The 13,939-nt window shown below is 50.2% G+C and carries 16 protein-coding genes; 13 read left to right on the forward strand and 3 right to left on the reverse strand.

The window, feature by feature from the left end; translation table 11 throughout:
• The 6 genes from P9J64_01840 (at nt 1) to P9J64_01865 (ending at nt 6,417) form a co-directional block, all read left to right on the forward strand.
• Entirely contained in the window at nt 1–963 is a 963-nt protein-coding gene (locus tag P9J64_01840) for a U32 family peptidase (GenBank protein ID MDG5467061.1), read from the forward strand.
• On the forward strand, nt 960–1,145 hold the full coding sequence (locus P9J64_01845) for a hypothetical protein (protein ID MDG5467062.1): 186 nt from the start codon (nt 960–962) through the stop codon (nt 1,143–1,145). Before P9J64_01840 ends, P9J64_01845 begins: the two co-directional genes overlap by 4 nt.
• Nucleotides 1,142–3,373, forward strand: coding sequence for an AAA family ATPase (locus P9J64_01850; GenBank protein MDG5467063.1), 2,232 nt, complete (start codon nt 1,142–1,144; stop codon nt 3,371–3,373). Before P9J64_01845 ends, P9J64_01850 begins: the two co-directional genes overlap by 4 nt.
• Entirely contained in the window at nt 3,348–3,695 is a 348-nt protein-coding gene (locus tag P9J64_01855) for a histidine triad nucleotide-binding protein (GenBank protein MDG5467064.1), read from the forward strand. Before P9J64_01850 ends, P9J64_01855 begins: the two co-directional genes overlap by 26 nt.
• 156 nt (nt 3,696–3,851) lie before the next feature.
• Entirely contained in the window at nt 3,852–5,342 is a 1,491-nt protein-coding gene (locus P9J64_01860; GenBank protein MDG5467065.1) for an HD domain-containing protein, read from the forward strand.
• On the forward strand, nt 5,323–6,417 hold the full coding sequence (locus tag P9J64_01865; GenBank protein ID MDG5467066.1) for a polysaccharide deacetylase family protein: 1,095 nt from the start codon (nt 5,323–5,325) through the stop codon (nt 6,415–6,417). The genes P9J64_01860 and P9J64_01865 overlap by 20 nt, the downstream gene beginning before the upstream one ends.
• Here P9J64_01865 and P9J64_01870 read toward each other — a convergent pair.
• Nucleotides 6,373–7,374 carry a glucosaminidase domain-containing protein gene (locus P9J64_01870; protein ID MDG5467067.1) on the reverse strand — a complete coding sequence of 334 codons (1,002 nt, stop codon included), beginning with the start codon at nt 7,372–7,374 and terminating at the stop codon, nt 6,373–6,375. The genes P9J64_01865 and P9J64_01870 overlap by 45 nt on opposite strands.
• Nucleotides 7,375–7,479: 105 nt before the next feature.
• Between P9J64_01870 and P9J64_01875 the strand changes: the two genes are divergently transcribed.
• Together P9J64_01875 and P9J64_01880 are read left to right on the forward strand one after the other, a co-directional pair.
• Nucleotides 7,480–7,899 carry a secondary thiamine-phosphate synthase enzyme YjbQ gene (locus tag P9J64_01875; GenBank protein ID MDG5467068.1) on the forward strand — a complete coding sequence of 140 codons (420 nt, stop codon included), beginning with the start codon at nt 7,480–7,482 and terminating at the stop codon, nt 7,897–7,899.
• 120 nt (nt 7,900–8,019) lie between these two features.
• Nucleotides 8,020–8,358, forward strand: a complete 339-nt coding sequence (locus tag P9J64_01880; GenBank protein ID MDG5467069.1) for a hypothetical protein — start codon at nt 8,020–8,022, stop codon at nt 8,356–8,358.
• Nucleotides 8,359–8,509: 151 nt separating this feature from the next.
• Here the strand turns inward: P9J64_01880 and fxsA are convergent, their stop codons facing one another.
• Together fxsA and P9J64_01890 are read right to left on the reverse strand one after the other, a co-directional pair.
• A complete protein-coding gene (gene fxsA, locus P9J64_01885; GenBank protein MDG5467070.1) occupies nt 8,510–8,902 on the reverse strand; it encodes a membrane protein FxsA in 393 nt (130 codons plus the stop codon).
• A 311-nt stretch (nt 8,903–9,213) separates the two neighbouring features.
• Nucleotides 9,214–9,903 (reverse strand): MazG family protein, encoded by a 690-nt coding sequence (locus tag P9J64_01890; protein ID MDG5467071.1) that lies wholly within the window; start codon nt 9,901–9,903, stop codon nt 9,214–9,216.
• A gap of 213 nt (nt 9,904–10,116) precedes the next feature.
• Here P9J64_01890 and P9J64_01895 point away from each other — a divergent pair, with 213 nt between their 5' ends.
• From P9J64_01895 to fabD, 5 genes are all read left to right on the forward strand, one after another.
• Complete coding sequence (locus P9J64_01895; protein ID MDG5467072.1) at nt 10,117–10,653, forward strand: DUF177 domain-containing protein; 537 nt, start codon at nt 10,117–10,119, stop codon at nt 10,651–10,653.
• Nucleotides 10,654–10,735: 82 nt separating this feature from the next.
• Complete coding sequence (gene rpmF / locus P9J64_01900; protein ID MDG5467073.1) at nt 10,736–10,915, forward strand: 50S ribosomal protein L32; 180 nt, start codon at nt 10,736–10,738, stop codon at nt 10,913–10,915.
• A gap of 12 nt (nt 10,916–10,927) precedes the next feature.
• A complete protein-coding gene (gene plsX / locus P9J64_01905; protein ID MDG5467074.1) occupies nt 10,928–11,941 on the forward strand; it encodes a phosphate acyltransferase PlsX in 1,014 nt (337 codons plus the stop codon).
• 53 nt (nt 11,942–11,994) lie between these two features.
• Nucleotides 11,995–12,975: a ketoacyl-ACP synthase III gene (locus P9J64_01910; protein ID MDG5467075.1), complete on the forward strand. Its 981-nt coding sequence runs from the start codon at nt 11,995–11,997 to the stop codon at nt 12,973–12,975.
• 34 nt (nt 12,976–13,009) lie between these two features.
• On the forward strand, nt 13,010–13,930 hold the full coding sequence (gene fabD, locus P9J64_01915; protein ID MDG5467076.1) for an ACP S-malonyltransferase: 921 nt from the start codon (nt 13,010–13,012) through the stop codon (nt 13,928–13,930).
• Nucleotides 13,931–13,939 lie beyond the last annotated feature (9 nt).

Raw genomic sequence — 13,939 nt, forward strand, 5'->3', positions numbered from 1 at the left:
ATGCGTATTATCTCGCCTGTCGACAATCTGCAAGAAGCTGCCATGCTTCTGGAAGCCGGGGCCGACGAGCTTTACGGCGGTTATCTTCCTGCTGAATGGGAAGATTACAGTCTTGCTGCATCGCTTAACCAGAGAACCTTTTCCGCCGCGCAGATCGATACGGAAGAGGAGTTGAAGGCGATTGTCGATCTCACCCATGCTCACGGTGGAACTTTTGCCTTAACCCTGAACGCGCCTTTTTATACAGATGCACAATTGCCCATGCTGATTGATTACATCGATCGCATGGTAAGGCTGGGTATAGATAGCCTGATTCTGGCTGATGTCGGTGTATTGCGTCTTCTGAAACAACGCCACCCTGTTATTGAATATCATGCCAGCACCCTGGCGCACCTGACCAACGCCGGTTCTGTCAGGCTTATGGCCGAGCAGGGTATGCAGCGTGTGGTCCTGCCCAGGCATTTGACCGTGGCTGATATGGCAGCTGTTATTCAACAGGCCCCGGATGTTCTTTTTGATGCTTTCCTGCTGGTCGGTAAATGCCCGAATACCGAAGGTCTCTGTACTTTTCATCATTCCAGTCCGGAAAAGATCTGGCCGTGTGAAATACCCTACGAGATTGCACCCCTTGGCAACGGAGCTTCTGAAGGCTTGCAGCAGGCAATGAAGAGACAGGAGAGTTGGTCTGAAACGAATCGTCGCCACGGCTGTGGCCTTTGCGCTATTCCGCATTTGCAGAAGGCCGGTGTCCATGGTTTGAAGCTGGTTGGTCGGGGTGCTCCGGCTGTACAGAAAGTCAGAAATGTCACTTTGGCCAAGGAGTTCCTGATGCTGGCGTCAGAGGCTGTTAACCCTGAAGAGTACCGCCGTCAGGCGATGGCTGCACATAAGGAAAGATTCGGTGCTGCTTGTCACCAGAATGTTTGTTACTATCCAGAGTTATTTTATGGGGGAGAGGTATGACACGTCTACTGGGTAGCGCGCATATAGAAGTACTGGCTCGCGAAGAGAGTGTTCGAGGCGTTCTCGTTCGCACGGTGATCCAACAGTCTGAGTTTGCTGATGAGCAAGAGCTTGAGCTTCTGGAAAATGCCTTGCAGCTCCTGTTGAAGAGATTTCAAGCCATGGATGGTGAGGCCTCATGATACTGCGTAGCATTGAATTGGAGAGCTTCGGCAGATTTCGTGGCCAGACGGTTGAATTCCGTCGTGGACTGAACCTTGTCATAGGCCCCAACGAGGCGGGTAAGTCGACGATCGCCGAGGCTGTCCCCGCGGTTCTTTTTGGTACCGATCGTCTGGAGAGGTTCAAGCCCTGGGGTCGCAATGTTTGTTCTGCATCACTCTTTTTTGAGGGCCGGGGACACACCGTTGAAGTTAAACGCAACCTGCTGACTGATGAGGTTGAGCTGGTCGAAAAAGATGACCTTTATCATGTCAGGTCACAGTTTTCCGGAAAAGCTCCGTTCCGGGGGCGCAGTGCCTCCTGTCGCGAGTACCGGCAACTGCTTGAAAAGTTGATTGGCGTTGCTGATGAGAGGCTCTTTCGCGCGACTTACTTCTTTGGGCATCACCCGCAAAGTTGGAGCGGCGACGAGCTTGCTCTTAAGCTGAGAACTCTGGTCAGTGGTACCGCTGAGGCCGATTATGCTGAAATTCTTGACACTTTGCTGGATGAGCATTTTCAACTGACCCGTAGCAATCCCTGGGGGAGGGACAAGCAACGTGACCGTGAGTATGAAACCGTTTGTCAGCAGCTGTCCGAGCAGGGTGATGAAGGGGCTGTGCCGATCTTTGTGGAGATCGATAACCCTACCCGCGACGATAGTCAGGTTGCTCTTGAAGAAGAGATCAGTGCCTTGACAGGCGAACTTGAATTTGAACGCCAGGAGTATGAGAAGGGCCAGCGATACATCGCGCGTTTTCGTCAGCAGGCTGACTTCAACGAAGAAAAAGCCGCGCCGCCCGCAAAGGTTGAACCGGTAAAGGAAGAGAGCTCAGGCACAAAAAAGACGCTTTCTGAAAAATTGACCGCTGCCGGGCTACCGCCCTCTTTGCCGCCGCAATTGCCAGAAGTGTTAAGTGCCGCCGCTGAAATCAGGCAGGAGCTAGCCGCTTTGCAACAACCATTCTCGATCCTTCATGGTCGAGAGAAAAAGATTCCACAAATTCCCTGGGTGGTGATTGGCTGCCTCCTGGTGCTTTTCGTCGCACTTGCGGCCGTAGCCTTTTGGCAACCCTTTTTCAAAACGCCCCTCTTGACGGCTGTTGGCGTTTGCTCTGTGGCTCTGCTTGCCTGGGCCTCCTGGCGGCAGATTAATCGTAATAAAATTCTGGAACAGTGCCGTAAGGAGCGTGGCTTGCTTGAGCAGAAGAAGGGCGTCGCGCAGCAACGACAGGCGGAATTAAGTGAGCGTTGTGAGGCTCTTGGCTTGCCGTCTTCTGCGGTCGACCTGGTTCGTTTGCAAAAACTTGTTATGACTCATCGTGCATTACTTGACCAATACTGGTCTGCAACGGAATCTGATGATCCCGGGGTCGTTAAAGGTTCTGAGCTTGTTGATCGTGAACCCTCATCCCCGGATCCCACGGTGTCAGTCGTTGAAAAAGACTTCTTGAAAGACGATGAGGCCGCTGAGGAGTTGCGCCAGTTGGAAGCACGGTTGGCCGATTTTGCTGTCAATATGCAGGCAAAAGAGACTCGCCTGGAGGAGCTGCAGGCGCAGTTGAAGTCTGCCAGGCATACACCAGGGGCTGCTGCTGAAGCAGCTTCACAGCAAGGCCCCCTGGTGCAGGAAATCTCTGTCAAGAGCGCCATGTCACCACTCCAAAGGCGTAAAAATGATCTTGAGGATCGTATTGTTGTTCTACGCAAATCAATTAACCTGCTTGCAGACGCTGTTGACGAGTTCAGCCGTTCTCACCTGGTGACGTTGAATGCTGAAGCAGGCAAAATGTTTGGCAAGATTACCGGGGGCCGCTACACGGAGATCAAACTTGATGAGAATATGGCTCCATCTATCCAGGTTGACGGGCGTCGTTGGACTCCCGTGGATCATTTCAGCCGTGGTACCGTTGATGCCATTTATCTGGCTCTGCGGATGGCTTTGGCAAAGGTCCGCGATGATGGTCGGTCTTTACCTCTGATGCTCGATGATCCCTTTGTTCACCTGGACCAGAAACGCCTTGCGAAAACGCTCAACCTGGTTGACCTGGCTTCTGCCGATGGACAATTGATACTCTTCAGTCATAATCTTGATTTAGGCAAACGCGCTGCCCGTGAAAGGTGGCATGTCGTTCCTCTTGATGGGGACGCCGTTAACACGACCACTGATGAAGGAGGAGAGCATGCCGGACAGCTGCATCTTCTGTAAAATTATCTCCGGTGAAATTCCGGGCAAGTTTGTTTATCAAGACGAACAGGTCGTTGTCCTGGAGGATATCAACCCTCAGGCTCCAGATCATCTCCTGATCGTGCCGCGTAAACATGTTCGCACAACACTGGACTTGACTACGGCAGACAATGAGCTGATTGGACATGTCTTCCAAATTGCCGGCAAGATCGCACATGACCGGGGCTTCTCCGAAGACGGCTTCCGCGTGGTGAACAATTGCAACGAAGCGGGCGGACAGACGGTCTGGCATATCCACTTCCACTTGCTCGGTGGCAGAGACCTGACCTGGCCTCCAGGCTGATTGTCAAATTTGTTTGGCTTCGACCCTGAACAGGGTTGCTAGGCGTTTGATTCTGCATTAATATCAGCCGAAGAGTTGAGCCCGATTATGTTCTGTCGTGTTCTCTGTCTCATGAATATTTGCCTATTTTACAGCTCTTGAACGGGTCTATGTTTCATGGAAAAAATTCATCAACCGATAGCTCAGCCGGAAGCGGCGGAGAATTATGATGAAAAACGGCAGCTGCGCCTGATCAACGAGATCATGGAATTGCTGGTGACTCATCATGGCGGCAGCCTGAGCGAACAGGTTCTCGATGACTCGATTGATGCTTTACAAAAAGCTATTCAATTGGCACAGGACGCGCATTGTAAACAGGTCCGTAAATCGGGAGAACCGTATTTCTTCCATCCCTTGCGGGTTGCGCACCTGGCCGCCAGGCACTGGATGGATTTTGCCTCGGTCATTGCTGCTCTTTTGCATGATGTTGTGGAAGATACGCCCACAACGCTTGAAAATGTCAGTGAAATGTTTGGCATGGAGATAGGGCTACTGGTCGATGGCCTGACCAAGGTAGACGACGATCTTCTCAGTCGCAGTGCTTTAAAAGCTCAGACTTACCGCAAGCAGGTCCTGCTTGCCGTCAGGGATGTTCGGGTCCTCTGTCTGAAGTTCTGGGACCGCATTGACAACCTGCAGACCATTCAGGCCTTAAATCCGGAAAAGCAACGCTTGATCGCAGAAGAGAGCCGGATGATCTACGTTCCTTTGGCCAGGCACCTTGGTATGGGACGTGTTGCTACAGAGCTTGATGCCCTGTCGCTGAGAATTCTCTATCCAACCCGAGCCGAACGTTATGATTCCCACGTTCACGAAATGCGTAAACTTCATGAGCCCAATTTTGGCCGTATTCGTTCCGAAATTCACAATGTCCTGGAGCATCACAAAATCGATGCCCTGCTTAAGGATCGTTGGAGACATTTCTCCATCGCCGCAGCCAGAACGACCGGACGAGGCTTGCCGGCTCTCTATACTCTGGATATCCTTGTGGATCGATTCCTGGATGCCTACCACACTCTCGGTTTGCTGCACCGTCTCTATCCCCCGATTCCCGGCAAACTGCGTGATCACCTGAATATGCCGTCACAGTATGGATACCAGGCCTTAAAGACCAGTGTCCAGGCTGGTGAACTCCGTCTTCGGGTGGAAATCACCACGCGCAAACTTGCGCGTTTTAATGATTCGGGTGTTTTAGCTCCCGGCTTTGAATTCCGTAGCTCAAGCTTTGAAGACCTGATGCAATCTCTGATCGAGGGCGAGTCCGCTTTTGATATGGATAGCCTGCGTCTGGCATCTGCGTCAATACAGGTTTATACTCCTTTGGGTGAGGTCCGTTCGCTCCCTGAGGGTAGCAGTGCTCTGGACTTTGCCTTCGATATTCATGAGCAACTTGGTTTGCACGCTGTACGCGTGCGAATTAATGGTAAGACCCGCCAGCTCAAGGCCCGTTTGATGGATGGAGACCAGATAGATGTCGAAACCTCTGATCGACCGACTGTGTTGCCGAAGTGGTTGGAGTGGGCAGTTACGCCGCGTGCTCGCAACAGTATTCGTCGTTATCTGCGTTCAAAGGTTAAGCAGCCGCTTAGTGGCAAGGATAAGTCGTAAGCCCTTTCTCAACGGCCTCTCTTTTGTGCTTGTTGCGCTGCTTCTGATGCCAGCCGAGGTGGTGTTTGCCAGCGAAGCAAATGTTTTTGTCTATCATCGTTTCAACGATTCCCGCTATCCCTCTACCAATATCACGACAGAAGCTTTTAAAGACCATCTTGAGACTCTCAAGGTCGAACACTTTACTGTTCTGACCCTTGGTGAGGTTGTCGATCGCATGAGGGCAGGTGAGAGCCTGCCACAGCGGTGTGCTGTGATTTCAGTGGATGATGGCTATCTTTCCTTTCTGACGGATGGTTGGCCTCTGCTGAAGCAATATGGTTATCCTGCAACTCTATTTGTCAGTACCGATACTGTCGGTGGCTCTGATTTCATGGATTGGCAGGACCTTCTTATGCTACAGAAAGAAGGTGTTGAAATGGGTAATCACTCCGCCAGTCATGCTTACCTGCTGGACCGTATCCCTTCAGAAAAAGAAAGTGAATGGCGAAACAGGGTCGCTGAGGACCTGAGGCGCTCCCAGGGATTGTTTAAAAAGCATCTCAGTACATCTCCACGACTCTTTGCTTATCCCTATGGTGAATTCTCTCTAGAGCTGACAAACTTGATCCGTGAGGCTGGTTTCGTCGCGGCCTTTGGCCAGCAATCCGGTGTCATTACTGACGGACAAGATTTGCATACTTTGCCAAGATTCCCGGTTGGTGGTGCCTATTCTGCTGTAAGTGAGTTTCGTAGTCGTCTTTTTATGAAGAGCTTGCCTGTTCAGTTGGAAGCCCATCAAGACACTGTAATCAATAAAGAAAATCCGCCCACTTTAAAGTTTTACCTGAACAATAAAATTGTCGATGAAAGAACATTGAAGTGCTTTGTTCAAGGGGGGGCAGGGTGTTTGTTGGAGAAGGAGATGGGAGAGGACAGAGCTTACTCAGTAAAGGCGCTGCAACCCTTGGTTGGGCGCCGTAGCAAGTACACGGTTACGGCTTCTGATACATCTGGTCAGGTGTGGTACTGGTACAGTCAATTATGGGTTTTACCGAGAAGCCGGGGCGTGACCGATCAACCTGTTCCTCGTTGAAAAAAGTCCGCTGCCGGTTGTGCCGATATTCGTACTAAGCTCTTTTCCCGGTTGACGCAATTTGGCCAGGTTGACCTGCTCCAGGTTGTTCTGACGGATCATGGCCGTAATCTCTTCAATGTACTCTTCCCCACGCTGAGAATAATTGATCAGCCCTTTGGATAGCGCTGCGCCAGTTACCGGCTTCTTCTTCTGCCGTAATTCAGCTCTGATCCTACGGAGCTTTCGGTAGGCGCCGTTACGATTGAGATTGTTCATGTAGCTGCGAATCGATTGGTAAATGCTGGCAAATACTCGTACTTCGTAAGTTTCACCCTCAGGGCGTCCGGCGGGAACGAGCCCTGTGCCTGGTTTGAAAGTCCATTCTCCAAAGAGGTTGTTTCCCATCTGTGCAAATCTGGACGTTCCCCAGGCCGATTCGTTGGCGGCCTGAGCCAGAACCAGGGCAGGGGGGATCGTGTCCACCCTCTCTAGGAGTTGCCTGCGGGCACGATGGTCAGTCAGAGGCCGCCCACGAAGCCCGTAACGTTTGGCTATAGTTTGAATACGTTCACGGTCGCCGACCTCTTTGGCCCTGGCTTTGTGCCTGTCAAGTATTTGCTGAATTTCCTGGCGTTCATGCCTGATCTCCTGGTTTGCAAGAAGAACCATCGGCAAGAGGGCCATGAAAAAGGTTTTTTTCTTGGCCCTTGTATTGACCGAGCTGTTGATGTCGTCCGGGATTTGCTCGAGGATAAGGGGTGGGATGTCATTGTCAAGGGACATCCATGCGTAGTCCAGAGTCTGAAAAAACGCACGTAACCCTGCGGTTGTCTCTGGCTTTATGACTGGGGCTGTCTTGGCGGTAATCCGTTGTGCCGCAAGGGCCTCTCCGTGAGGGCTGCCGGTGAGTGAGAGCAGCAGACATGTGGCGAGCAGCCAGGAGAAGCGTGGTATGATTGTCGGTACGGTAGGCATCTGCTATCCAGGGTTACAGTTTCTGTTGCCAGCCTTAAGCCAAGCTGGCGCGGATTATATCACGCTTTTTTTCAGACCGACAAGTTCTCTTCAGGAGGTGGCACAATGAAATCATATCGGAAAGAGCTCTGGTTTGAGGTTGAGACCCGCAGAGGATTTGTCAATATCACCCCACAGGTCAACGCTTGCCTCCTTGAGAGTGGTATACAGGAGGGTCTTGTCCTTTGCAACGCCATGCACATTACGGCTTCGGTTTTTATTAATGACGATGAAAGAGGACTTCATCATGATTTTGAGCGCTGGCTTGAACAGCTTGCGCCTCACGAACCGCTGAGTCTTTATGAACATAACAGAACGGGTGAGGATAACGGCGATGGACATTTAAAGCGTACAATCATGGGTCGTGAGGTGGTTGTTGCTGTTACGGCAGGTCAGTTAGACTTCGGACCCTGGGAGCAAATCTTTTACGGGGAGTTTGATGGTCTCAGGCGAAAGCGTGTCCTGGTGAAAATTATTGGTGAATAGAGCATGACTCATGAATATTTTACAAACTCTCCAGAACGCCGTTTTATCTGCTTGTATTTATTCTGGCCTTGCCTATAATTAAAGGTACTTAGTACCTACTGAACAATGGAGGGCAGGGCCATGAATGCATCCATAGTTTTCGGATTATTCGCGCTTTATGTCGCATCCATCTCTCTTTACCTGGTTCTCGCTGGCCGGCAAGATTCTTTGCTGGAAATGCTCCGGCGTTTCTGGGGCCGCACGCTTGGACATGCCTTTTATTTTATTGCCAATGTCGGCCTGCCCCTCGTTCTTTGCGTTGTTTGCCTTGGGTGGGGTGTGCGGCAGTACGATCCTACTCTTGTCTCTTATGATGTTCACAGCTCCCTGCAGTTGAACGTTGAGTCATACCGCGATTTGAGGTCGCTTCAGCAGTCTGAACAAATTCCAGAAGCGATTGATATCGTCTACGGCGCCTGATCTTTCTTCTCCTTAGTCTTAACAATCTCCAGTAGTGTTACTATCTTCCTTCCGGACTTTAAAATTGTCATGGAGGTTATTTTATGACAGAGCAGGGCACCTAAAAGGGTTCCTGTTTTATTTTTGGATGATTATGTTGGTGAAGGCTTGACTAAGAGCGATGGATGGTAACGGATCCCCGCTTGATTTGACTCTGTAGCCAGAGGCTCAATCCCTTTCTCCAAAGATCACGTGTTGATGGAACCAGAAAGCTGAAGCCAAGTGCATCGGTGAAAAAGCCGGGCGTCAGCAAGAGCAATCCGCCTACCAGTATTAAGGCTCCGTCAATAAGGGTTGTCGCTGGCATCTGTCCACGCGAGGTCTCTTCCTGTATTTTCCTCAGGATTTCGACACCCTGGCTTCGTGCCAACCAGGCCCCGGCTACACCTGTCATCATGATGAGCCCTATCGTGGGTGCCAGCCCCATAACCCGTCCGGCTTCAATCAGGATGTAGAGTTCCATAACTGGTACAAAAACAAAGAATATCAATAGCTTTATAAACACGCTTCCTCGCTTAATAGGTATTTTTTAATGAGAGCGGTTCCGATAATCACCATATCTCTCTCTTTAAATAAACATTTGGTAAGTTGCTGTTTTTAAAGGACAAATAAACTGCTCAAAAATTAGGCAGAAGGTATAAGTTGTTATTATGTCGTTTGGGGGTTTGCTTATTCACATGGTTATCAACGACTTGTCCACATGATTTGTGGACAAGATTGATAGGTGCCCGAAACACAGTGATTTTTTCATTTTTTACCATTTTTTTTAAGAAAGTTCTTGACAGTCGTTATGGTTTTGAATGCTGTTTTGTGCGATCAGTTGTTGTCGACCTTGTCGATGATTTTTTTGGTTGTTTTGCGAAGCGCGGACTCGGCGTCAAGTCCCGCACTTTGCGCCAGTCTGACAAGCTCGAATAAAGTTTGCCCCAAGGTCTCTTCACTTAATAGTAAATCCTCTTGTGCGCTTTCTGCGTAATCTGGCTGGACCAGGCTTTTCAGCATTTTGGGTATCTCTTCTGCTCTCTTGTTACGCTTCATTCTGCTTACAAGTTTTTGAGCTTTTTGCAGTGCGGGCAGCTTGCTTGGCAGGTGATCGGCCAGGCAGCTCTTGTTGTTGGTTTTCTCAGAGTTTTTTATCTTGTCCCATTGCTGGTCAAGTTCGTTCTCTGGGGTAGAGGTGCCTTCGCGGTCAAAAACATGCGGGTGGCGTCGAACCAGCTTGTCTCCGATGCCGGCTGCAACGTCATAGAAGTTAAACAGCTCCTGTTCTTCATAGATCTGAGTCAGAAATACGACCTGCAGGAGCAAATCGCCCAACTCATCAAGAATAATCTCCGGGTTCCCTCCTTCGATTGCGTCGATGAGCTCGCAGGCCTCTTCAAGAATGTAAGGTGTGAGGCTGTCAGAGGTCTGTTCGATATCCCAGGGGCAGCCATTTGGGGCTCTTAGTGCCCTCATGATCTGCAATAAAGATTCGAGCTTTTGTGGTGTGTTTTTATGTGTCATCTTTGATCTTTTCCCATACAGTGGTGACCCGTTCTACCGCAGCCTTGTCAGGATTGCAAGAGCCCCTTAATGTCGGGTACTAAAGTCTTGCAAATTTATCTTTAATACGTTAATAGAAGGGACTTAATTTCGGCTACAGGTGAAAACTTCTTGACTGTTTCATGGAGGTTCCTATACTGGCGACTTGCTCAAAATCCCATGAGGTAGATTGTCGTGCTGATACAGATCGACAAACTTAAAAGAAGACCGCGCCAGATAGCGCTTGAGAAACAGGCTTCAAGCTTTCCGGTCCTCGCTGAAATGGTCGTTGCGCAAAGCGTGACTTTCGATGAGCCAATATCAGGTTCTCTTGAGGCGTTATGGGTCGATGACTTTATTAAAGTCAGTGGGCGTTTGGCGACTCTGGTGAGTACTCCCTGTTGCCGTTGCCTGGCACCAGTCAGCACACGACTTGATGTGCCGATCTTGCTTACATACGTGTGTGAAGAAGAAGGTGAGACGACGCATGATGAAGAGCTGGAACTACATGCCGATGAGATGGGCTTGATTCATTTTTCTGGCCCTGAGCTTGATTTATTGCCGGATGTAGAGCAGGAGATCGTAATGTCTTTGCCACAGCATCCGTTATGTAAGGCCTCTTGCCTTGGACTTTGTCACTCCTGTGGATGCAACCTGAACCAAGGCAGTTGTAACTGTGAAGCGCCGATACTTCATCCAGGCCTTGCGGCCCTGAAGAACTTTAAAATTTAAATCTAGTCAGCAACACAGGGTGAAACCCTGAAATACATATAAAGGCCGGCTTTGCCGGTACTCTTAAGGAGACACACAGACAATGGCAGTACCAAAGAAAAAAACCTCGAAATCCAAGCGCGATATGCGCCGCTCCCATGATGCTTTGAAAACCCCCGGTATTTCCCTTTGCCCACAATGTCAGGAGCCAAAGCAGTCTCATCGTGCTTGCCCTTCATGCGGCAGTTATAAGGGTAAGGATGTCCTTGGCGTAGAAGAATAAGGGGCCTTTCTTTTGAATAATCGCCCCGTAGTCGCTGTCGACGCCATGGGAGGGGATAATTCTCCCTGTCATGAGGTTGAGGGTGCCGTCAAGGCTGCCAGGAGATGGCAGATTCCTGTTGTTCTTGTTGGTCAATCCGAGATTGTTGCAGAGGAGCTGGCCAAGCACGACACTCAGGGTCTGGACATCCGTATTGAACATGCGAGCGAAGTTGTTGGCATGCAAGATTCGGCATCTGATGCTGTCCGCAAAAAAAAGGACTCGTCGATTCGGGTCTCTTTCAACATGGTTAAAGAAGGTCGTGCCAACGCTGTTGTCAGTACCGGCAATTCCGGTGCGACCATGGCCGCCGGCATGTTTGTTCTCAAGCGTATTCCCGGTATTGATCGACCTGCGATTGCAACGCTTGTCCCTAATCTTGAGGACCAGACACTGGTTCTGGATGTTGGCGGCAATGTTGACTGTAAACCGCCGCATCTCGTACAGTTTGCCTTGATGGGTAGTGTTTACGTTGCTCAGATGCTGGACAAGGCCACGCCTCGTATCGGTCTTTTGTCGAATGGTTCAGAAGAGTCAAAAGGCAACGAGTTGACACGTGAGGCCAACCAGATCCTCAAGAGAACTTCGCTTAACTATGTTGGCTACAGCGAAGGCCGTGACATTTACAATGCTAATGTTGATGTTGTCGTTTGTGACGGTTTTGTAGGCAATGTTGTTTTGAAGGTTTCGGAAGGTCTTGCGGAGGCGATTGGTGCCATTCTGAGAGAAGAATTCAGCTCCAGGTTTTTGTCCAAACTGGGCTATCTTCTCGCGCGTCCGGCACTCAAGGCTTTTAAGAAAAAAGTCGATTATGCTGAATATGGTGGAGCTCCGTTACTGGGAGTACAGGGAACGGCAATGATTTGTCACGGCAGTTCCAATCCCCAGGCCATCATGAATGCCATTAAAATGGCCCATGACAGCGAGACACATCAGGTGATCAGCAAGATGAGTGAGCGTCTCGAAGAACTCCAGATCGAGAATTGATACTCTCATTGTTTGTGATTTACAGCTGATTCATTACTTTAAGGAGTAAAATTGTGATCAGAGCACGCATTACCGGTACCGGATCTTATGTCCCTGAAAAAGTTCTGACCAACCAGGACATCGAGAAATTCCTCGACACGAACGATGAATGGATCAGGGCGCGTACGGGGATTAGCGAGCGTCACATTGCTGCCGATGGAGAACAAACTTCAGATTTAGCGACACGTGCCGCAGAGCGTGCCATGGAGATGGCCGGGGTCTCAGCAGAAGATCTCGACCTGATTGTTGTCGGTACTATTACCGGTGATTACCCATGGCCTGCAACGGCATGTATTGTTCAGGGCAATCTAGGGGCCAAGAATGCCGGAGCTTTTGATGTCTCTGCTGCTTGTAGCGGTTTTCTCTATGCTTTGTCCTGTGCCATAGATCGTGTCGAAGCGGGACGCAGTAAGAAGGCGTTGGTTATTGGTGCCGAAGTACTGAGCCGCATTGTTAACTGGGAAGACCGGAACACCTGTATTCTTTTCGGTGATGCTGCAGGAGCAGTGATTGTTGAAGCTGGTGAAGGTGATCGCGGGATTCTTTCAACTCATCTGCACGCCGATGGAACCCAGCTTGAGCTTCTTTATCAACCCGGCTTCGGCACCAAGTTTTTGCCGAGCGTGGAAGCTCTCAAGGAGAAAAACTACTTTTTACAAATGCAGGGCAACGAAGTTTTCAAGGTTGCCGTGCGTTCGATGTCAGAAGTTGCCAATATTGCTTTGCAAGCTAATGGCATGACAGCAGAGGATGTTGATCTTTTTATTCCCCACCAGGCGAATATCCGTATCCTTAATGCGACAGCAAAGAAAATCGGCTTGAAGGATGAGCAGGTTTATATCAACGTGGACCGTTTCGGCAACACTTCCGGGGCAACGATCCCCCTGGCTTTGGATGAAGCGAACCGGGCCGGTCGTCTCAAAGAGGGCGATGTTGTTTTGCTTGATGCTTTTGGCGGCGGTTTTACCTGGGCGGCAACCTTGTTGCGCTGGTAAATGAACATTACGAGAACTTAAGGTTTTTGACGACATGATTGCATATCTTTTCCCCGGACAGGGTTCGCAACACGCAGGTATGGGCAAGGAGCTTGCCGATAACTTTACTGTTGCTCGCCAAGTCTTCGAAGAAGCAAACGATGCCCTTGGCTTCGATCTCGGCGCCCTTTGTTTTAATGGCCCTGAGGACGATCTGAAGCTGACCGCCAATACCCAGCCGGCAATCCTCACAACAAGCGTCGCTGCTTTGAGGGTGCTCTCGGCTGAAACCGACCTGGTCCCATCTTTTGCTGCAGGACATTCACTCGGTGAATACAGTGCTCTTGTCTGTGCTGGTGGTCTGGCCTTTGCTGATGCTGTTCGTGTTGTGCGTCAGCGCGGCATCTTTATGCAGGAAGCTGTTCCTGTGGGTACCGGTTCAATGGCAGCTATTCTCGGCCTGGGGCTCGATGATCTGGCTGTTGTCTGTCGTGATGCAGCTCAAGGACAGGTCGTTGCTCCTGCCAACTTCAACAGTGACGGACAGGTTGTTATTGCCGGCCATACTGAAGCTGTCGACAGAGCTATAGTGCTTGCCAAAGAAAAGGGTGCAAAAAGAGCCATGCCCTTGCCGGTTAGTGCTCCTTTCCATTGCAGCTTGATGATTCCAGCCGGTGAGCGTCTTGCCACCGTGTTGAACGGTATTGACGTCGGAGAAATGAGCCTGCCGGTCATTGCCAATGTTGAAGCCGCCCCTAATCAGGATTCTGCACGGGTTCGTGAATTGCTGGTTAAGCAGGTCAGTGCACCGGTTCGTTGGCAGGAAACGATCGCCAGTATGGTTGAACTCGGTGTGGACCGTTATGTCGAAATCGGTCCGGGCAAAGTTCTCTCCGGGTTGGCCAAGCGAATGGCCAAAGGTAGCACGATCCAGAATGTACAGAACGTTGCAGATCTTAGTGCTCTTGCTGGATAATTCAGGAGA

The organism is Deltaproteobacteria bacterium IMCC39524, from assembly GCA_029667085.1.
In the GTDB taxonomy this organism is placed as follows: Bacteria; Desulfobacterota; Desulfuromonadia; order Desulfuromonadales; family BM103; genus M0040.

Bases quoted from the DNA above. Each gene is read 5' to 3' on its own strand.
- P9J64_01840 (MDG5467061.1), top strand. From the start codon at position 1: ATGCGTATTATCTCGCCTGTCGACAATCTGCAAGAAGCTGCCATGCTT.
- P9J64_01845 (MDG5467062.1), top strand. From the start codon at position 960: ATGACACGTCTACTGGGTAGCGCGCATATAGAAGTACTGGCTCGCGAA.
- P9J64_01850 (MDG5467063.1), top strand. From the start codon at position 1,142: ATGATACTGCGTAGCATTGAATTGGAGAGCTTCGGCAGATTTCGTGGC.
- P9J64_01855 (MDG5467064.1), top strand. From the start codon at position 3,348: ATGCCGGACAGCTGCATCTTCTGTAAAATTATCTCCGGTGAAATTCCG.
- P9J64_01860 (MDG5467065.1), top strand. From the start codon at position 3,852: ATGGAAAAAATTCATCAACCGATAGCTCAGCCGGAAGCGGCGGAGAAT.
- P9J64_01870 (MDG5467067.1), bottom strand. From the start codon at position 7,374: ATGCCTACCGTACCGACAATCATACCACGCTTCTCCTGGCTGCTCGCC.
- P9J64_01875 (MDG5467068.1), top strand. From the start codon at position 7,480: ATGAAATCATATCGGAAAGAGCTCTGGTTTGAGGTTGAGACCCGCAGA.
- P9J64_01880 (MDG5467069.1), top strand. From the start codon at position 8,020: ATGAATGCATCCATAGTTTTCGGATTATTCGCGCTTTATGTCGCATCC.
- P9J64_01890 (MDG5467071.1), bottom strand. From the start codon at position 9,903: ATGACACATAAAAACACACCACAAAAGCTCGAATCTTTATTGCAGATC.
- rpmF (MDG5467073.1), top strand. From the start codon at position 10,736: ATGGCAGTACCAAAGAAAAAAACCTCGAAATCCAAGCGCGATATGCGC.
- fabD (MDG5467076.1), top strand. From the start codon at position 13,010: ATGATTGCATATCTTTTCCCCGGACAGGGTTCGCAACACGCAGGTATG.